This is a genomic window from uncultured Gilliamella sp., assembly GCA_945271295.1.
Classification (GTDB): domain Bacteria; phylum Pseudomonadota; class Gammaproteobacteria; order Enterobacterales; family Orbaceae; genus Gilliamella.
Map to the genome: position 1 here is coordinate 163290 of CALYPG010000002.1, position 19097 is coordinate 182386.

General features: G+C 35.4%; 19 protein-coding genes. 15 read left to right on the top strand and 4 right to left on the bottom strand.

The features are described 5' to 3' along the window. Positions 1-53: 53 nt before the first annotated feature. Positions 54-1028, bottom strand: a complete 975-nt coding sequence (locus Q0K76_RS02185) for a hypothetical protein (RefSeq protein WP_294610570.1) — start codon at positions 1026-1028, stop codon at positions 54-56. A 206-nt stretch (positions 1029-1234) separates the two neighbouring features. Here Q0K76_RS02185 and aas point away from each other — a divergent pair, with 206 nt between their 5' ends. The 7 genes from aas to Q0K76_RS02220 all read left to right on the top strand — a co-directional run bounded on the left by aas (position 1235) and on the right by Q0K76_RS02220 (position 9154). Further along, on the top strand, positions 1235-3376 hold the full coding sequence (aas, locus tag Q0K76_RS02190; RefSeq protein ID WP_294610573.1) for a bifunctional acyl-ACP--phospholipid O-acyltransferase/long-chain-fatty-acid--ACP ligase: 2142 nt from the start codon (positions 1235-1237) through the stop codon (positions 3374-3376). A gap of 15 nt (positions 3377-3391) precedes the next feature. Continuing rightward, a complete protein-coding gene (lplT, locus tag Q0K76_RS02195) occupies positions 3392-4579 on the top strand; it encodes a lysophospholipid transporter LplT (protein ID WP_294610576.1) in 1188 nt (395 codons plus the stop codon). Beyond that, complete coding sequence (gene murQ / locus Q0K76_RS02200) at positions 4566-5474, top strand: N-acetylmuramic acid 6-phosphate etherase (RefSeq protein ID WP_294610579.1); 909 nt, start codon at positions 4566-4568, stop codon at positions 5472-5474. The genes lplT and murQ overlap by 14 nt, the downstream gene beginning before the upstream one ends. 404 nt (positions 5475-5878) lie before the next feature. Further along, positions 5879-6853: a mannose/fructose/sorbose PTS transporter subunit IIA gene (locus tag Q0K76_RS02205; RefSeq protein WP_294610582.1), complete on the top strand. Its 975-nt coding sequence runs from the start codon at positions 5879-5881 to the stop codon at positions 6851-6853. A 25-nt stretch (positions 6854-6878) separates the two neighbouring features. Further along, positions 6879-7679 carry a PTS mannose/fructose/sorbose transporter subunit IIC gene (locus tag Q0K76_RS02210; protein WP_294610585.1) on the top strand — a complete coding sequence of 267 codons (801 nt, stop codon included), beginning with the start codon at positions 6879-6881 and terminating at the stop codon, positions 7677-7679. Between the two features lie 17 nt (positions 7680-7696). Continuing rightward, positions 7697-8608, top strand: a complete 912-nt coding sequence (locus tag Q0K76_RS02215) for a PTS system mannose/fructose/sorbose family transporter subunit IID (RefSeq protein ID WP_294610587.1) — start codon at positions 7697-7699, stop codon at positions 8606-8608. 171 nt (positions 8609-8779) lie between these two features. Beyond that, positions 8780-9154 (top strand): DUF956 family protein, encoded by a 375-nt coding sequence (locus Q0K76_RS02220; protein WP_294610590.1) that lies wholly within the window; start codon positions 8780-8782, stop codon positions 9152-9154. 28 nt (positions 9155-9182) lie between these two features. On the opposite strand, the gene Q0K76_RS02225 is transcribed toward Q0K76_RS02220, so the two are convergent. After that, the gene (locus Q0K76_RS02225; RefSeq protein ID WP_294610593.1) at positions 9183-10070 is read right to left on the bottom strand and encodes a LysR family transcriptional regulator; all 888 of its coding nucleotides are present in this window, start codon (positions 10068-10070) and stop codon (positions 9183-9185) included. A 378-nt stretch (positions 10071-10448) separates the two neighbouring features. Between Q0K76_RS02225 and Q0K76_RS02230 the strand changes: the two genes are divergently transcribed. The 8 genes from Q0K76_RS02230 to Q0K76_RS02265 all read left to right on the top strand — a co-directional run bounded on the left by Q0K76_RS02230 (position 10449) and on the right by Q0K76_RS02265 (position 16342). Next, a complete protein-coding gene (locus Q0K76_RS02230) occupies positions 10449-11759 on the top strand; it encodes a citrate:proton symporter (protein WP_294610596.1) in 1311 nt (436 codons plus the stop codon). Between the two features lie 21 nt (positions 11760-11780). Beyond that, complete coding sequence (locus tag Q0K76_RS02235; protein WP_294610599.1) at positions 11781-13118, top strand: acyclic terpene utilization AtuA family protein; 1338 nt, start codon at positions 11781-11783, stop codon at positions 13116-13118. Position 13119: 1 nt separating this feature from the next. Next, complete coding sequence (locus Q0K76_RS02240) at positions 13120-13422, top strand: hypothetical protein (protein ID WP_294610602.1); 303 nt, start codon at positions 13120-13122, stop codon at positions 13420-13422. Positions 13423-13634: 212 nt separating this feature from the next. Beyond that, positions 13635-13883 carry a 30S ribosomal protein S16 gene (rpsP, locus tag Q0K76_RS02245; protein WP_294610605.1) on the top strand — a complete coding sequence of 83 codons (249 nt, stop codon included), beginning with the start codon at positions 13635-13637 and terminating at the stop codon, positions 13881-13883. A 19-nt stretch (positions 13884-13902) separates the two neighbouring features. Further along, entirely contained in the window at positions 13903-14433 is a 531-nt protein-coding gene (gene rimM / locus Q0K76_RS02250; RefSeq protein WP_363322369.1) for a ribosome maturation factor RimM, read from the top strand. A gap of 16 nt (positions 14434-14449) precedes the next feature. Beyond that, positions 14450-15202, top strand: coding sequence for a tRNA (guanosine(37)-N1)-methyltransferase TrmD (gene trmD / locus Q0K76_RS02255; RefSeq protein ID WP_294610610.1), 753 nt, complete (start codon positions 14450-14452; stop codon positions 15200-15202). Between the two features lie 31 nt (positions 15203-15233). Next, positions 15234-15584: a 50S ribosomal protein L19 gene (gene rplS, locus Q0K76_RS02260; RefSeq protein ID WP_025314641.1), complete on the top strand. Its 351-nt coding sequence runs from the start codon at positions 15234-15236 to the stop codon at positions 15582-15584. A gap of 155 nt (positions 15585-15739) precedes the next feature. Beyond that, positions 15740-16342 carry a MarC family protein gene (locus Q0K76_RS02265; RefSeq protein WP_294610659.1) on the top strand — a complete coding sequence of 201 codons (603 nt, stop codon included), beginning with the start codon at positions 15740-15742 and terminating at the stop codon, positions 16340-16342. Positions 16343-16516: 174 nt separating this feature from the next. Here Q0K76_RS02265 and Q0K76_RS02270 read toward each other — a convergent pair whose 3' ends face one another. Both Q0K76_RS02270 and Q0K76_RS02275 read right to left on the bottom strand, forming a co-directional pair. Then, positions 16517-17923 carry an amino acid permease gene (locus tag Q0K76_RS02270; RefSeq protein ID WP_294610662.1) on the bottom strand — a complete coding sequence of 469 codons (1407 nt, stop codon included), beginning with the start codon at positions 17921-17923 and terminating at the stop codon, positions 16517-16519. Between the two features lie 54 nt (positions 17924-17977). Next, positions 17978-19084, bottom strand: a complete 1107-nt coding sequence (locus Q0K76_RS02275) for an alanine/ornithine racemase family PLP-dependent enzyme (protein WP_294610665.1) — start codon at positions 19082-19084, stop codon at positions 17978-17980. Positions 19085-19097 lie beyond the last annotated feature (13 nt).

Genomic DNA, 19097 nt, shown 5'->3' on the forward strand with positions numbered 1-19097 from the left:
ACTCCTGAAACTTTTCACAAAAATATTGCCAATCACTTAGTTTTTATCTTCTTTTATATATTAATTCCAATTCCTTGCTCTTTTGCTTTAAGGTATATATCGTAACCTACATACACATCTAAAACAGCTGTACCAACGGTTTTAAATAAGGTTATTTGTTGAGAGTTTTGTCGACATTTTTGGGGATTGATAATTAAATCACCTAATTCTAAAAAGTCATCTTGAGTTACTATTTTTTGTTTAATAGGATCAATAATATCTCCCGCTTCGGCAAAAACTCCGTCTTTGGTATCAAGAACACGAATATCAGCTTTTTCAACAATATTAGCTGGTATTTCATGCATCTGCGGTGTGTATGCGCCGACACCATTAATATGGGTGCCTGATTTAACTTTAGCACCATTGAAGGTTGCTACTTTTGAAGTTGTTACTGAAGTAATAATATCAGCCTGACTAATATCATCATCTAAATTTTCTGAAAAATAGAGATTTGTGGAAAAATGAACAAACCGTTTTTTCATTTGTTCAGTAAATTGTTTTCCTTTGTCATGATCAATATCAAAAATAGCAACATTGGTTAATGGACGAACGGTTAACATTGCTTCTAATTGTGATATTGCCTGTCCACCAGTACCTATTAACACTGCTCGGCTTGCGTCTTTCCGCGCTAAAAGATCCGTCGCTGCACCTTGCACTGCTCCAGTTCGAAGCTGAGTAACAAAAGTACCATCAAGCATGGCACAAACTTCACCGGTTTGCGGATCGAGCATTAATACCTGTGCTGGGACCGATGGTTTACCAAGTTTTGTATTATCAGGAAAGACAGATACAATCTTAATTCCAACAATGTCACTTCCTCTAATATGCGCTGGCATAAACAAGCATTGTCCATTTTGCACATCAAAATTGATTCGTAATGGTACATCACTATCTCCTTGGGTATAAATTTTTAGTGCCTGTTTATCAGCAGCTATCGCATCTTTCATACTATAAATTTTTTCAATATCTTTTGCCGTTAATACTAACATTTCAACTCTCCTTCGCCGGTACTATTTAGCATTTTATTTTACTTTTTTGCTTATAATTGTCTATTTTAAAAAAATAGCAAACATTATTAGTTAATTAACAAGTTGTTTTATAACAATAAAATTGATGGCGTATACATAACTTGTATATTTTATATAATTTCACTATCATTATTTGGTGCAATTTTGCACGATAATTGAGAAATAAGATGTTATTTAAAGTATTAAGATTTTTCTTAAAGATTTTATTTCATGTTAAAATTCATGGTAATCTCGATAATTTAAAACAAGACAGACTTTTAATCACTCCTAATCATGTTTCATTCCTAGATGGTGTTTTAATCGGTGTTTTTTTACCTGTTCGCCCTGTTTTTGCTATTTATGCAGGCTATATCAATCATTGGTTAGTTCGCTTAGCCAAACGTTATGTCGATTTTGTGCCAATGGATCCTATTAGTCCTATGGCAATAAAAAGCTTAGTTCGTGAAGTCGAAAAGGGACGCCCAATTGTAATTTTTCCTGAAGGACGGATTACCATAACGGGTTCATTAATGAAAATTTATGATGGTGCAGCTTTCGTCGCAGCCCGTTCTAAAGCGACTATTGTACCGGTTTGGATCGAAGGTGCAGAATTTACGCTAACCAGTCGTTTAAAAGGTTTATTTAAACGTCACTTATTCCCTAAAATTACCATTCACGTACTTGAACCGACTTCAATTTCTATGCCTAATGCAAATAAGGCCAATGAACGAAGATATATTGCTGGAGAACAGCTTCATCAAATTATGATGAATGCCCGTATGGCTAGTCGTCCAAAATTAACACTTTTTGAAGCATTACTCGAAGCTCAAGTGCGTTATGGCGTAAAATCTCGAATGGTACAAGATCCGACTACCAATGAGGCATCTTATCGTAATTTATTAAAACAAATTATTGGTGTTAGCTGTATTATAGCTAAAATAACTAAAAGAAAAGAGCGGGTTGGTGTATTGCTTCCCAATGCAACAATTACGGTTGCAACGATTTTTGGACTATCAGTTAAAGATCGAATCCCGGCAATGCTCAATTATACCGCAGGTACCAAAGGTCTAACTTGCGCTATTACAGCAGCAGAAATTAAAACCATCATCACTTCACGTAAATTTATACAAAAAGGGAAGCTTGATTATTTACTTGAGGAAATTAAAAATGTTAAGTGGTATTTTCTTGAAGATTTACGTCAAAGCTTAACCTTTACTGATAAACTCTATGTCGCTATCCATCAATACATTCCACGATTAGTTCAACGATATCAATCAAGTAGTGATGAAGCTTTGGTCCTCTTTACTTCTGGATCTGAAGGAAATCCAAAAGGCGTAGTACATAGCCATGGTAGTTTACTTGCCAATGTTGAGCAAATTCGTACCGTAATCGATCCCACTCCTGCCGATCGGTTTATGTCAGCATTACCACTATTTCATGCTTTTGGTATTACCGCTGGGTTATTTTTACCATTATTTTCCGGTAGCCGAACCTTTTTGTATCCCAATCCGTTACATTACCGTATGGTACCAGAAATTATATATGACCAAAACTGTACCATTTTATTCGGTACGCCAACTTTCCTTGCTAATTATGCCCGTTATGCTCACCCTTATGATTTTATGCGATTACGTTATGTTGTAGCTGGCGCAGAAAAACTATCTGAAGCGATTCGCGAACAATGGAAGGATAAATATGGTATTCGTATCCTAGAAGGCTATGGAGTTACAGAATGTGCACCAGTTGTGGCTCTTAATGTACCTATGGCGTTTAAAAATAATACCGTTGGCCGCTTATTACCGGGTATGACATCACGAATAATTCCAGTATCTGGGATCAGCAATGGTGGTGAATTACAAGTCAAAGGTCCAAATGTAATGAAGGGTTATTTACGAATTGAAAATCCGGGTAAACTTCAAGCACCTGAAGCAATTAATGAACAAGGCCAACTAGAACCAGGTTGGTATGATACCGGCGATATCGTGGCAATCGATGACGAAGGATTTTTAACCATTAAAGGACGTTTAAAACGGTTTGCAAAAATTGCCGGTGAAATGGTTTCCTTAGAAAGTGTTGAAGCACTAGCTAAAAAGATTGATCCTAATGCAATGCATGGTGCAACGGTCAAATCAGATGTATCAAAAGGGGAAGCTATTGTGCTATTTACTACTTCAAAAGAATTGAATCGTGATCAACTTAATCAAGTAGCTCAAGAACTCGGTATCCCTGCATTAGCTGTCCCACGTGATATTCGTACAGTCAAAGAGTTACCACTTCTTGGTACGGGTAAAATTGATTTTATCACTCTTCGAAAAATGGCCGACGAGTAAGCAAAAAGGTACATCATGAATCAACATTCTCTTTTTAACAAAGGCATGGTCGCAACCATGCTGGCGCAATTTTTTTCAGCATTTGCTGATAATGCCCTTTTTTTTGCCATATTAGCTTACATCAAAAATCTTCATTATCCGGAGTGGAGCCAATCTGTACTACAGATCGGTTTTGTTATCCCTTTTATAATACTTTCACCTTTTGTTGGTCAATTTGCCGATAGCATGTCAAAAGGAAAGGTTATGATGATCTCAAACTGTATAAAGTTAGTCGGCGCTGGTTGTATTTGTATTAATATTAATCCTTTTTTAGGCTATTTTTTAGTTGGTATTGGTGCGGCAGGTTATTCCCCTGCCAAATATGGTATTTTAGGTGAACTAACATCAGGGGATAATCTGGTTAAAGCTAATGGCTTAATTGAAGCCTCAACTATTGCTGCCATTTTACTAGGTTCACTTGCCGGTGGTCATATTGCCGATCTTAATATCGTTGCCTCCTTAATTGCTTGTGTGGTAATGTATGGTTTAGCTGTGATTGCTAACTTTTTCATACCTAAATTGCCAGTTGCAAGGCAGGATATCAAATGGCAATTTACTAGTATGATAAAAGACTTTGCTAACACAGTGAAAGTCATTTTCACTAATAAACAAGCTCGTTTTACCCTACTTGGCACTAGCCTATTTTGGGGAGCCGGAATCACTTTACGTTTTTTATTAATTAGCTGGGTACCTATTGTACTGGGTATTTTAGACAATTCGACACCTACTAATCTCAACGCTGTTGTTGCTATAGGGATAGTTATTGGTGCAGGGCTGGCAAGTACATTTATCTCGATGAATAATACTTTACGTTGCATTCCTGCAGGAATAATGATGGGAATTGCAGTTATTGCTTTCACTTTGCAAAGTCACATTATTTCATCTTACATCTTATTAATTGTAATTGGTGCTTTAGGTGGATTCTTTTTAGTACCACTAAATGCCTTAATTCAAAAGTTAGGTAAAGAGCTTGTTGGCGCAGGGAGTGTTATTTCTGTTCAAAATTTAAGTGAATATAGCGCAATGATGATCATGCTTGGGCTCTACTCCTTAGCGATTGCTCTTCATATTCCCGTTATTGCTATTGGTGTTGGTTTTGGTTGTTTATTCGCATTTGTTATCTTCTTATTGTGGTTAGGATTAAAAAATAATGCAGCACATTAATTTATCAGCTATGGTAACCGAAAATCGTAATCCGAACAGTGAAAAAATTGACAACTGTTCAACACTTGAGATCCTACAAATTATCAATAATGAAGATAAAAAGGTTGCCACTGCTGTTGAAAAACAGTTACCTCAGATTGCTAAAGCGGTAGAGACTATTACTCGTGCTTTTTCCAATCAAGGTAGATTAATCTATATCGGTGCAGGTACCTCTGGTCGACTAGGTATTTTAGATGCTAGTGAATGCCCACCGACTTATGGCACGCCACCACAACAAGTGATAGGGTTAATAGCAGGTGGTCAGCCTGCTATTTTTAGAGCTGTCGAAAATGCCGAAGATAACCCAGAATTAGCTGTTGCAGATTTAAAAAATATAAATTTCAATGCCAAAGATGTATTAGTGGGTATTGCCGCTAGTGGGCGCACACCTTATGTAATAGGAGCAATGCAATTCGCTAAATCCATCGGGGCAACTGTCATTAGCCTATGCTGTAATCCTAAAGCGCCGATGATAGCGATCGCTGATATCGCAATCACTCCTATTGTTGGTGCTGAAGTTATTACTGGCTCATCAAGAATGAAAGCTGGGACAGCTCAAAAAATGGTCTTAAATATGCTAACTACAGCAAGTATGATTAAAACAGGCAAAGTCTATGGTAACTTAATGGTTGATGTTGAAGCAACCAACGCTAAACTGATAGAACGTCAAATATCAATTGTAATGCAAGCCACTGAATGCAATCGCGAAACCGCAATTTTAGCACTTGAACAATGCCAAAGGCATTGTAAAACTGCAATTTTAATGATTCTAGCTAATCTCAATGCTGAACAAGCAAAACAAGCTCTTAGTAAAAATAATGGTTTTATTCGTCAAACTTTAAATAAAACTATTTAATTAATGTAAACAAATATAAAAATACCCACTGAGATATCTTTTTACATAATTGTCTTTCATAACTACAAAGAATAATAAATATAATATTTTTATATATTAATATAGTGTTTTATATCGTAAATTAGATATAATTGATTGATAATATAGCATGTTATTAAAAATCAAATTCTAAATAACTGTTGTATTTTACTTTTTAAATTTATAACAGAATGGAATAGATACTTTTTTTAGAAAAATAATTATCTAATCAATTTTATAAATTAATTTATCACTAAAAGTGGCTATAATAGTTATATAACAACAAATAATAACCATATATTTTATATTGTAAAATAATATACTTTTAGAGTTATAAAATAATAATTTCGTTTTATCCAATAATGTAGAAATTGGGAGGTAATTGTATGGTAGGAATCATTCTTGCAACTCATGGTGAGTTTGCTGAAGGTATTCTACAATCAGGAACGATGATATTTGGAGAACAAGAAAACGTTAAAGCGGTTACCTTGCATCCAAGTGATGGTCCTGATAGTTTAAAGGAGAGAATGTTAGCCGCAATAGCGACATTCGAAAATCAAGATGAAGTACTATTTTTAGTGGATTTATGGGGAGGGACACCATTCAATCAGGCAAATAATTTATGTGGTCAGCACAGTAATTGGGCAATAGTTGCTGGTCTAAACCTTCCAATGCTAATTGAAGCTTACTCTGCACGCTTATCTTGCGAATCAGCTAAAGAAATTGCAGCTTCAATTTTATCTGCTGCCCAAGAAGGGATCCGAGCCACTGTTGAATCGGCTTCATCAACACCAACTACAAATCAAACTTCTAATACCATCCCTGAAGGAACTGTTCTTGGTGATGGCAAAATGAAAATTGTTCTTGCTCGTGTTGATTCCCGTTTATTACATGGACAAGTTGCAACTGCATGGACTAAATCTACCAATCCAAACCGAATTATTGTTGTATCTGATTCTGTGGCTAAAGATGATTTAAGGAAGAAACTTATTGAAGAAGCGGCACCGCCAGGAGTAAAGGCTAATGTAGTACCGATTAAGAAGATTATCGAAGTTTCACGAGATCCTCGCTTTGGCAACACGAAAGCATTGCTCTTATTTGAAAATCCGCAAGATGTTTTGCGAACAATTGAAGGGGGCGTCGATATTAATGTTGTTAATGTCGGTTCAATGGCGCATTCAGTTGGTAAAGTTATGGTAAACAAAGTTCTATCAATGAATTCTGATGATGTTGATACCTTTGAAAAATTAAAAGCTAAGAATGTAAAATTTGACGTTCGCAAAGTACCTAATGACTCTACTAGCAATATGGATGAATTATTGAAAAAAGCCAAAGAAGATTTAGCTGAACAAAAGAATTAGTTTTTATTTGATGAGGAATTATATTATGACATTATCTATTATTGCTATCATTTTGGTGATAGTTGTTGCCTTTCTGGCAGGTATGGAAGGTATTTTAGATCAATTCCAGTTCCATCAACCTTTAGTTGCTTGTTCGTTAATTGGACTAGTAACAGGTAATTTAGAAGCTGGAGTTGTACTTGGTGGTTCATTGCAAATGATCGCTCTAGGTTGGGCAAATATTGGCGCAGCCGTTGCTCCAGATGCAGCATTAGCTTCCGTAGCTTCTGCAATTATTTTAGTTTTAGGTGGACAAGGTGTAACTGGTGTATCAACCGCAATCGCTATTGCAATTCCACTTGCAGTTGCTGGACTATTCTTAACTATGATTGTGCGAACTATCGCCGTTCCACTTGTTCATATGATGGATGCAGCAGCAGAACAAGGAAATATTCGACGAATTGAATGGTTACAAATTTTAGGTATTTGTTTACAAGGCTTAAGAATTGCTATTCCTGCTGCAGCTTTATTATTCATCCCAGCAGAAACCGTAAAACAAGCTTTAAATGCAATGCCTGAATGGTTAACTACTGGTATGGCTATTGGTGGTGGTATGGTTGTTGCTGTAGGTTATGCAATGGTTATTAACATGATGGCAAACCGTGAAGTATGGCCATTTTTTATCATTGGTTTTGTCGTCGCAGCTATATCGCAATTAACTTTAATTGCACTTGGTGCACTAGGTATTGCACTAGCATTAATTTATCTTAGCCTTTCAGAGCGTGGTAACTCATCAAACGGAAGTAACAAGGGCGATCCTCTTGATGATATTTTGAATGATTATTAAGAATTTGGAGAAAAAAAATGACAGATAGAATTCAATTAAACAAAAAAGATCGTTTAGCTGTGGCTTGGCGTTCAACTTTTCTCCAAGGTTCTTGGAATTATGAACGTATGCAAAATGGTGGTTGGGTCTATTCAATGATCCCTGCAATCAAGAAATTATATTCTACTAAAGAAGACCGTTCTGCAGCACTTAAACGTCACTTAGAGTTTTTCAATACTCACCCTTATTTAGCCTCACCTGTACTTGGTGTAACACTTGCCCTTGAAGAAGAACGAGCTAATGGTGCTGCTGTTGATGATGTAGCTATTCAAGGTGTAAAAGTTGGTATGATGGGACCTTTAGCTGGGGTAGGTGATCCTGTATTCTGGTTTACTGTTCGCCCAATGCTTGGTGCACTTGGTGCATCATTAGCATTAAGCGGTAACATTATCGGACCTATCTTGTTCTTTTTATTATGGAATATTATCCGTTGGGGCTTTATGTGGTACACACAAGAATTTGGTTACCGCACTGGCTCTAAAATTACTGATAACTTATCAGGTGGCTTACTACAAAAAATCACCAAAGGCGCATCTATTTTAGGGATGTTTGTACTCGCTGCCTTAGTGCAAAGGTGGGTATCAATAAAATTCCAACCAGTAGTATCAACAGTCAAATTAGATAAAGGAGCATTTATTGATTGGAATTCACTGCCTGCTGGAGCTGAAGGCATTCAACAAGCATTGATACAGGTACAAAGCGGGCTAGCACTCACTCAAGAAAAGGTCACAACTTTACAAAATAACTTAGATCAATTGATACCAGGATTAGTTCCTTTACTTCTAACTTTCCTTTGTATGTGGTTATTACGTAAAAAAGTATCACCAATTTTGATCATCCTTGGTCTATTTATTGTTGGAATTGTTGGTCATGTAATTGGTCTATTATAATCTTAATACTTTGTTAAGATGTTTCAGGAGAGCATAATGTTTAAGTATAACATTATGCTCTTTATATAACTAAAGCTAGTTGTGTCAGAGTTTTATAAGCCATATTCTAATTCCAAATAAATCTTGAGGTTCTGACCACTAATTGACTAATCAATATGGATATACAAAGAAATGGTACAATCATTAAATACTAAAATCGATCTAACGGTTAAGGGTACTGCTTTTGTCGGTTTTTCTGAGTATGGTAATATTATGATTGGAGACAAAGCCTTTGAATTCTATCATCAAAGAGATAGCCGTAAATATATCCAAATTCCATGGAAGGAAGTTGATTATGTTGTTGCCTCTGTTTTATTCAGAGGGAGATGGATTCCTCGTTACTCGATCCAAACCAAACAAAATGGTACCTTCACTTTTGCATCAGAAGATCCTAAAAAAGTTTTAAGAGCCATTCGTGTTTACATAGATGGACAGAAAATGGTCAAATCATTAGGTTTTTTTGATGTTCTAAAACGATCTTTATTTAGAAAAAAATCAAAAAATTAATATAAGTAATCAGTAATATGCTAACTAATTAATTTATAATGTTATTACTTCTAATAAATTGATAAAATTTCTGAGCTTGCATTGATAATTGCCGCTCTTTTTTCTTAATTAAATACACCGCTCGTTTTAATGAAATATCTTTAAAAGGAATAATAGCAATATTATCATGCTCAAATTGAAATAAAGTCAATCCGGTTGTAATACTAATACCATGATTAACTGCAATTAATCCCATCATAGAGGTTAACTGTGTAACTTCCATAGCATATTGAATATTATATAATTGAATTAATTGGTCGGTATATATTCTAATACTGGTCCCTTTAGCAAAAGCAATAAAATTTTGTCCTTCTAACTCTTTCAATTCAACTGACTGTTTTTGCGCAAGTTCATTGTCCTTATGGCAAATTAAATAAAAATCATCCGAAAATAATAGCTCTGCCTCAATCTCTTTTAATGCTGGAGTACCAGCCGCAACGGCAATATCGGCTGAATTATCAATGATAGAATGTAAACACCTATCCCATTGAGTATCTAAAATATCAACACGAATTTTCGGATTTTCTTCATTAAATTTAGCAATCACTTGCGGTAACCATTTCACGGCTAAAGAAGGTAAAACAGCTACGGTAACACTTCCTTCTTCGCCACTTGAATATCGTTTAATTTCTCGAATAGTATTATCATAACTACTAATAAGGCTTCTGGCTAATTTAATAAAATGTAATCCATCAATATTAAGTTGAACCTTTCTTGTATCTCGATCAAACAATCTAAAACCAACTTCTTGTTCTAAAGCTGCAATAAGAGCACTAAAAGCAGGTTGCGATAAATTAACCATCTCTGATGCTCGAGTGAAATTTTCTGTTTCTGCTAAAGCAAGAAATGCACGTAATTGCTTAATTGAAATGTTCATATTGCCAAAATTCTCTAATTATTTCTCAAAACTTATAAAACCACGAATTATCATAAAAATATGCTCAAAGGCCTAATTAATCTTTTTATTGAACTGTATCACAGTTTTTATTTATTTGAACAAGTTATCAAAAATGATTTTCTTTTTTTGTGATATGAGTATAGGTAAATATTCTTCCATTTTTTTGAGCAGATTTAACCAATTGATAAATAATATGTTTTTATTTAAAAATATATAATTTTAAACAATTAATCTATCGAAAAAACAAATAAATTAATTTATATTCATTACACAAATATATTCATCAGATATTTAAATAATTTTTTCATTTTAGTTATGTATCATATGCCAACATTTATTTAATTAAGGAGATTATTTATGTTAGCACTCACCGGCATTTTAACTATTGTCGTTATGCTTTATTGCATAATGTCAAAACGAATGTCCCCAATTGTTGCATTAATTGTGATTCCAACAATAGGCGCATTAATCGCTGGATGTGGTTTAGAAACGCCAAAATTTATTGTAGCAGGGATCACTAAACTGGCGCCAATGGCTGCAATGTTTGTTTTCGCAATTACATTTTTTGGTGTAATAACAGATGCGGGAATGTTTGATCCTATTATTAAACGCATTTTACGCTTTGTAGGAGCCAATCCAGTTAGAATTATTATTGGTACTGGTATATTGGCTTTAATTGCTCACTTAGATGGCAATGGTGCAGTAACATTTTTAGTCACAGTTCCAACTATGCTACCTCTTTTTGAAAAATTAGGTATGGATAAACGTATGTTAATTGGTATCACCGCGTTAAGTGCTGGGGTTAACTTCTTACCATGGACTGGACCAATGATTCGCGCAGCAAGTGCATTAAATATCACTACACACGATCTTTTTGTACCACTGATTCCGGCACAAATAGCTGGACTAACATTCATGATAATAATGGGTTATTATTGGGGTAAAAAAGAACAAAAACGTTTAGGGCTAACCAAAGAAGCAATACTGGCAACTGGCGGTACTGCGCATCATGAAAAAGAATTAACCGAAGAAGAAAAGAAACTTCGCCGTCCACACTTATTTTGGATAAATATTGCTCTTGTGATAGCTGTTTTATGTACAATGGTATTTACCCGAATTTCACCAACAGTTGCATTTATGATCGCCCTAACACTAGCGTTAATGATCAACTATCCTAACGTTAAAATGCAATCTGAACGTATTAATGCCCATGCAAAAGCCGCTTTAATGATGGCAAGTATTTTATTTGCTGCCGGTGCCTTTACTGGAATTATGACTGGTTCTGGTATGTTAAAAGCAATGTCTGAAGCCGCAGTTCACTTCATACCTGAGCACTTTGCCAGCCATGTACCATTTATTACAGGTATTGTTGCAATGCCTTTAAGCCTCATTTTTGACCCTGACTCATACTATTTTGGCATTATGCCTGTTGTGGCCAATACTGTTGAAATGCTAGGTGTACCGAGTATTCAGGTTGCTCAAGCATCAATTATGGGCCAAATGACTACGGGATTCCCTGTTAGTCCATTGACACCAGCTACATTCCTATTGGTTAGTCTTGCCGGGGTTGAATTAGCAGATCATCAAAAATTTAGTATTCCAGTATTGTGGTTAGCAAGCATTATTATGACCGTTGCTTGTGTGGTTACTGGTGTGTTTCCGATTTAAATTAAAAAGAGGTATTTAACTATGAAAAAAATAAGAATTGGTTGTGGCGCAGGTTATGCTGGCGACCGTATTGAACCAGCAGTAGAACTCGCACAAAAAGGACAAATTCAATATTTAGTATTCGAATGTCTAGCAGAAAGAACTATTGCAATAGGACAAAAACAAAAACAAACTAACCCTAATGCAGGTTTTAATGAATTATTAGAAGCAAGAATGCGTGCTGTTTTACCATTATGCGTTGAAAATAAAATAAAAATCATTACTAATATGGGTTCAGCAAATCCTCAAGCTGCAGGTAAAGCTATTCAATCAATAGCTAAATCACTTGGCTTATCCGGTTTAAAAATTGCTGTGGTTGAAGGTGATGATGTTTATCAATCAGTTGTCGATCAGAATCTAAAACTTGATGATATTGGTAAAAAGATTTCAGAATCTGATAAGAAAATTGTTTCGGCTAATGCTTATTTAGGCTGTGAAGCTTTAATTGAAGCACTTAAATCTGGAGCAGATATTGTTATTACTGGGCGAGTTGCTGATCCATCACTATTTTTATCACCAATGGTTTATGAATTTGGTTGGTCATTATCAGATTGGGATAAATTAGGTAAAGGTACTTTAATTGGTCACTTACTCGAGTGTGCTGGTCAAATAACAGGCGGTTACTATGCTGATCCTGGTTATAAAGATGTACAAGGACTTGCTCGTTTAGGTTTTCCTATTGCAGAAGTGAGTGAAAATGGCGAAGCAATTATTACTAAAGTTGCAGATGCTGGCGGTTGTGTCAATATTGATACGTGTAAAGAACAGATGCTGTATGAAATACACAATCCTCAATCCTATATAACCCCAGATGTTGTAGCTGATTTTTCTAATGTTACGTTCAAACAAGAAGCAAAAGATCGCGTAGCCGTGTCTGGAGCGACAGGTAAACAACGAACAGAAACATTAAAAGTGTCTGTTGGTTACTTAGATGGTTTTATTGGCGAAGGTGAAATGAGTTATGCTGGACCAGGAGCAACCGAACGCGGTCAGCTTGCATTAGACATTGTCAAAGAGCGTTTATCTATTATTAAAGCAAATGCCAACGAGTTACATTTTGATTTAATTGGCGTAAATGCATTACATGGCAGCAAACTATCACAAAGTAGCAAACCTTATGAAGTAAGAGCACGAGTTGCTGGTCGTTTTAATAACAAAGCCGATGCCACTTTAATCGGTAATGAAGTTGAAGCACTTTATACCAATGGTCCAGCAGCAGGTGGCGGTGCATATAAATCAGTTAAAGAAATTGTTGCGATGGATTCAACATTGATTGAACGTAAATTGGTTAAACCAATTATCAGTTATTTGGAGGTATAAGATGAAACTAAGAGAACTTGCACATTCACGTACAGGAGATAAAGGCAATATCTCAAATATTTCAGTTATTGCTTATGATATAAACAATTATGAAAAATTAAAAGCTGCGGTAACAGCGGAAAAAGTCAAAGAATTCTTTTCAGACATCGTGAAAGGAAAGGTTGTTCGTTATGAATTACCGAATATTGGTGCATTAAACTTTGTCATGTATGAAGCTTTAGGCGGTGGGGTTACGCGTTCTTTGGCGCTCGATATGCATGGTAAAGGACTTAGTGCAGCACTAATGGATATGGACATAGAATAAACTTCTTTTATTATCATTGTTTTTTTACCTTTAAAATCCCATCAAGCAACTGCTGATGGGATTTATCATTTAGATAGGAATAAATGAGTATATTACTAGCTATCAGCTAGAAACAGTCATTGCACTTTTTGCCAGAAAGAGTATAATTCTCGGGCTTTGATTTTGTCCATGTTGGGCAGAAAAAAGATTATTTTTTAATTTAAGAGGACGTTATGGTAACTATTCGTTTAGCTCGTGGTGGCTCTAAAAAGCGCCCATTTTATCAAGTAGTTGTCACTGATAGCCGCAACCCACGTGATGGTCGTTTTATTGAGCGCGTTGGCTTTTTTAATCCAATTGCACAAGGTAATGCAGAAGAATTACGTTTAGATCTTGATCGCGTAAATCATTGGGTTGGTTTAGGTGCAACTGTTTCTGATCGTGTTAATACATTGATCAAACAAGCACAAAAAGCTGCTTAATTAAGTAATAGTAACTGTGATGATGAATACTGAGAATCTAATTGTTGTTGGTAAACTTGGTTCAAGCTACGGCATTCGTGGATGGCTCAGAATTTTTTCGTTTACAGAATTTCCAGATAGTATTTTTGATTACACACCTTGGTATATTCAGCGAGCTGGACAATGGCAAGAAGTAATCGTAGAAAGCTTTAAACCACATAATCAAGATATGATTGTGAAGCTTGTAGGTATTGATGATCGTGACCAAGCCCATGCATTAACCAATATTGAAATTTATGTTGATGCACAAAAATTACCAAAACTAAATGATGGTGATTTTTATTGGAAAGATCTAATTGGTTGCCAAGTGAAAACAATCAATGGTTACAATTTAGGTCAGGTAACTGATTTAATGGAAACGGGTTCTAATGATGTATTGGTAGTAAAAGCGAATCTAAAAGATGCATTTGGAGCAACAGAACGTTTAATCCCTTTTGTTGAAGAACAATTTATTAAACAAATTGATTTAACAACAAAAATGATTGTGGTCGATTGGGATCCCGCTTTTTAATTGGTAAGGTAAGAATATGTGGATTGGCGTTATTAGCCTTTTTCCCGAAATGTTTCAAGCTATTACTAGTTATGGCGTAACTGGTCGGGCCGTTAAAAACGGACTGTTAGAAGTAAATTATTGGAACCCGCGCGATTTTGCGCATGATAAGCATAAGACTGTCGATGATAGGCCTTATGGTGGTGGTCCGGGCATGTTGATGATGGTACAACCACTTAAAGATGCGATTCATGCAGCTAAAACAGTAGCAGGTGACGATACCAAAGTAATTTATCTGTCTCCACAAGGGCGCAAATTAAACCAACAAGGTGTTTGCGAATTGTCACAAAATCAAAAATTAATTTTGATTTGTGGACGATATGAAGGCATAGATGAACGCGTTATCCAAACCGAAATTGATGAAGAATGGTCAATTGGGGATTACGTGTTGAGTGGCGGTGAATTACCGGCGATGACTATGATTGATGCATTAGCAAGGTTTATTCCTGGCGTATTAAATCATGAATCATCAGCAGAAGAAGATTCTTTTGCTAACGGTTTACTTGATTGCCCTCACTATACTCGACCTGAGGTGTTAGATGGAATGGCGGTGCCTGATGTATTAATGTCTGGTCACCATGAAGCGATTCGTCGCTGGCGATTAAAACAATCACTAGGACGAACTTGGTTAAGAAGAGAAGATCTTCTTGAAAATCTAGCTCTGACTGATGAAGAGCAACGTTTACTCACTGAATTCCAACATGAATATCGTGATGAACAGAGCCATTAATATTTCAGTATAACTAGTAAGAGACAATATTATGAAAAATGCAATTATTCAGCAATTAGAACAAGAACAAATGAAAAAAGACATCCCGTCTTTTCGTCCGGGTGATACGGTAGAAGTAAAAGTATGGGTTGTTGAAGGTAACAAAAAACGTCTTCAAGCATATGAAGGTGTAGTTGTAGCAATTCGCAATCGTGGTTTACATTCTGCATTTACAGTACGTAAAATTTCGAATGGCGAAGGTGTTGAACGAGTATTCCAAACTCACTCACCAATTGTTGATTCAATTACTGTGAAACGTCGTGGTCAAGTGCGTCAAGCGAAACTTTACTACTTACGCGAACTTCGTGGTAAAGCGGCTCGTATTAAAGAGCGCCTTAACTAATTTTTATTAGTTAACAATTAAAAATTAAATAAAATATATCAGATTAAATATGGTCACCTTTATGGTGACCGTTTTGCTTATAATAAAAATTATTTCCTACCAATATTTATTGATACAATCACAATTATTTTAAAGCAATATAAAAGGTATATGCTATGGCTGACTATCTTGTTGATATTCTTGCGACAACTGTAAAATTATTTGCATTAATGACACCTCCAGCCGTTTTGAGTGCATTTTTAAGTGGTACCAAACAATATAATGAACAACAGCGACGCAAAACCGCTTTTAAAACATCATGTGCAGTTTTTATTATTGGAATTGTGTTGTTCTTTATTGGTAATACCATGTTTAGTGTGTTTGGCTTTACGCTTGATGCTTTTAGAATTGGTTCGGGAGCACTATTATTTTTGACTGCTGTTTCGCTAATGAATGATTCCCCGGAAAAAAACAAAATTAATAGCGATGAAGATATCAGCGTGGTGCCATTAGCCATCCCATTGTGTATGGGACCGGCATCCATTGGTACCATTATTGTGCTAGGAACCGGTGCGGTAGGTATTAGTCAAAACTTGATTGGTGCATTTTCATTATTGATTGCTTCAAGTGGTATTTATGCCATGTTGTTATGTGCTAAAAGCATTGCTAACGTATTAAAAAATACGGGAATTGCCATTTTAGCAAAATTAACCGGACTATTACTTTCTGCAATTGCCGCCCAAGTGATTTTCACCGGTGTGGCAGCGTTCCTAAAATAATCCGGATGAGTTAGATTTTACTTATTCATGTAAAACTAATATATCTTTGTTCACTTAAAATAATCAACTTCGATTATTAAAAATGATTAACTAGTGTAGTAATAAACTGACATAACATATACAACACAAACAATCTATCGCCATTTGTATTGTATATGTTATAGAAAATAATGATTAATTTGAATGGTTACTCTTAGTGGTTAAATTTTTACTGGTATAGAAAAAATAAGAAACCAGAATAATCAAAACTAATATTATTTCAGATAACAAAATGAAATGGCCTGATTCACCAAACCAAACACCAACAATTATTATAATATTTACAACAATAGAAATTGCTGCCAGCCAAGGGAATAAAGGTGATTTAAATTTGATCATCTCTTTAGGGTATTTACCACTATTTATACCCTTACGGAATTGATACTGACACCAAGCAATAATAATCCACGCAAAGCACCCCACTTGACCAGTACTTGCTACCAAATAGATATATAGTTTTTCTGCTGCTATATATTTTGAAAATAAAGATACGAGTGCAATGATCGAAATAAACAAAATACCTTTAATTGGCACTCCGCGTTTATTTACTTTAGAAAAAGATTTTGGTGCAAGATTATCTTGCGCCATAGACCACAACATTCTCGAACTAGCATAAATTGCTGAGTTGGCCGCCGAAATGGCTGCACAAAAAATGACAAACAACATTACATATGAGGCAAACGTAATCCCCACTTTATTGAAAACCCAAACAAATGGACTAATTTCATTATGTTCAGTTCCATATGGATAGACCAATGCTAATACAGCAATTGCTAGTACATAAAAAAGAATAATACGAAAAGCTACACCAGTTATAATTTTCGGCAACACTGCTTGCGGCGATTGTGCTTCACCTGCAGCACTACCAATTAATTCAACCCCTTGAAATGAATAAGTAACAATGGTCATACAAACAAATATCGACAAAAATCCATTTGGAAACCAACCATTTTCTGTTTTGAAAGTTGGAAGGATGTGAGTTTGTAAATATTGCTGATAAAGTAAATAAATACCGACTCCAATAAAAGCAATAATCGCCAATACTTTAATCGTTGAAAACCAATATTCACTTTCGCCAAAAGCGCGAACTGAAGTTAAATGCACTGAGGTTAAAACTATTAAAATAAGGAGACTATACAAATATATGGGAATGGAAGATAAAACTTGGTGGGCTATTATTGACGCAGCGGTTAAATCTGCTGCCATAGATAGTACCCAACTTAGCCAATATAACCAACCTATGGTGTAACTCCAAATAGGATTTGGTATGAACATTAATGCATAGTGTTGAAAAGAACCGGCATGGGGAAATGCGCAAGAGAGCTCTCCTAAGCACAACATCGTTGAGAGCATTATGCTACCGGCCATTAAATAAGCAAGAATTGTTCCCAATGGTCCAACGGTATTAAGTGGTGCTGCAATACCAATAAATAATCCCGTACCAATAGAGCCACCCAAGGAAATCATCAATAGATGACGATTTTTTAAATTCTTCTTTAAAGTACTGGGATAAGGACTTTCTTGAGATTCGGATGTTGCCATGTAAACCGCCTGATAATCAATAACAACTGCTGGTTTCCCAGCAGTTAACACGAATTAATAAATAAACCGTTTTTCTACACCATTAGTTTGACATGCCATTAATAAGGCAGTGTAATCAAGCTCAAAACCAATGATATCACCTACGCGTAATGTTTGCGAAACATCTTGGATATCAACGAGAGTATGATCACTAGTTTGGCCTAAAACAGTAATATTATCATCAATAGGAACACAATTTTCCGCAGGTACATCTTGACGCCCAAAAGCCAGAAGAGCACGCTTGCGAGTTCCATGATCAATAAATGTTTTACTATTTAAGAAAGCATCTACACCTAATTCACCAACAGGAACAGTTGGTTTACTATTAAGTTCAATGATTTGAGCATATAATTTATATAAATTACTACATGCTTTATCAATTGGTTTGTTTGAATGATGAAACTCATCAAGGTATTTCATATCCACATATTCAATACCAAATTCATGTAAACCACCAATCCTTATATGATTTAATCCTTCTGGCCAAATACCTTTATCTAATAAATGATAACTTGTACAATTCCCAGCCGATAAATATTTTATTTTAATATTACACGATTGTTCTACCTTACGAGCTATCTGTAAAAAATCTTCGCCATTTTTTACAGTAGGTAAAACCGTGCCATAGCAGTTAAAGTTAGTGCCAAGCCCATAAAGCTCAACACCTGGTAAGGATAATATCAGTTTAACAGTATTAATAATTTCATCAATATGTTCAAACCAAATTCCTTCGCGTAAATCGCCCATATCCACCATCAACAAAACTTGATGGATCTTTTGCTGTTTAACTGCTTCATCTGAAAGCGCTTGAATAACTTCTTTTTCGCTATTTAAACTAATATCAGCATATTTAACTACATCGCTAATCTCACTTAAACAAGGGCTACGTAGTAAACAAGTTTTACATTTTAGTGCTTCTTTCAATTTCTTCAAATTGTAAGTTCTTGATTCAGCTATAACATCAATACCACCATCAAGAACGGCTTTCGCCGTTTCAACACAGCCATCAAATACTTTATTTACAGCCATCACTTCAATGCCATGTTTCGCTAACAGATCTTTTTCAACTCGGGCATTATTTTTTAATTTGCGTAAATCAATTTCTAATATAGGTTTGTACATTTTTCACTCCTCT

Bases quoted from the DNA above. Each gene is read 5' to 3' on its own strand.
- Q0K76_RS02185 (WP_294610570.1), bottom strand. From the start codon at position 1,028: ATGTTAGTATTAACGGCAAAAGATATTGAAAAAATTTATAGTATGAAA.
- aas (WP_294610573.1), top strand. From the start codon at position 1,235: ATGTTATTTAAAGTATTAAGATTTTTCTTAAAGATTTTATTTCATGTT.
- lplT (WP_294610576.1), top strand. From the start codon at position 3,392: ATGAATCAACATTCTCTTTTTAACAAAGGCATGGTCGCAACCATGCTG.
- murQ (WP_294610579.1), top strand. From the start codon at position 4,566: ATGCAGCACATTAATTTATCAGCTATGGTAACCGAAAATCGTAATCCG.
- Q0K76_RS02205 (WP_294610582.1), top strand. From the start codon at position 5,879: ATGGTAGGAATCATTCTTGCAACTCATGGTGAGTTTGCTGAAGGTATT.
- Q0K76_RS02210 (WP_294610585.1), top strand. From the start codon at position 6,879: ATGACATTATCTATTATTGCTATCATTTTGGTGATAGTTGTTGCCTTT.
- Q0K76_RS02215 (WP_294610587.1), top strand. From the start codon at position 7,697: ATGACAGATAGAATTCAATTAAACAAAAAAGATCGTTTAGCTGTGGCT.
- Q0K76_RS02220 (WP_294610590.1), top strand. From the start codon at position 8,780: ATGGTACAATCATTAAATACTAAAATCGATCTAACGGTTAAGGGTACT.
- Q0K76_RS02225 (WP_294610593.1), bottom strand. From the start codon at position 10,070: ATGAACATTTCAATTAAGCAATTACGTGCATTTCTTGCTTTAGCAGAA.
- Q0K76_RS02230 (WP_294610596.1), top strand. From the start codon at position 10,449: ATGTTAGCACTCACCGGCATTTTAACTATTGTCGTTATGCTTTATTGC.
- Q0K76_RS02235 (WP_294610599.1), top strand. From the start codon at position 11,781: ATGAAAAAAATAAGAATTGGTTGTGGCGCAGGTTATGCTGGCGACCGT.
- Q0K76_RS02240 (WP_294610602.1), top strand. From the start codon at position 13,120: ATGAAACTAAGAGAACTTGCACATTCACGTACAGGAGATAAAGGCAAT.
- rpsP (WP_294610605.1), top strand. From the start codon at position 13,635: ATGGTAACTATTCGTTTAGCTCGTGGTGGCTCTAAAAAGCGCCCATTT.
- rimM (WP_363322369.1), top strand. From the start codon at position 13,903: ATGATGAATACTGAGAATCTAATTGTTGTTGGTAAACTTGGTTCAAGC.
- trmD (WP_294610610.1), top strand. From the start codon at position 14,450: ATGTGGATTGGCGTTATTAGCCTTTTTCCCGAAATGTTTCAAGCTATT.
- rplS (WP_025314641.1), top strand. From the start codon at position 15,234: ATGAAAAATGCAATTATTCAGCAATTAGAACAAGAACAAATGAAAAAA.
- Q0K76_RS02265 (WP_294610659.1), top strand. From the start codon at position 15,740: ATGGCTGACTATCTTGTTGATATTCTTGCGACAACTGTAAAATTATTT.
- Q0K76_RS02270 (WP_294610662.1), bottom strand. From the start codon at position 17,923: ATGGCAACATCCGAATCTCAAGAAAGTCCTTATCCCAGTACTTTAAAG.
- Q0K76_RS02275 (WP_294610665.1), bottom strand. From the start codon at position 19,084: ATGTACAAACCTATATTAGAAATTGATTTACGCAAATTAAAAAATAAT.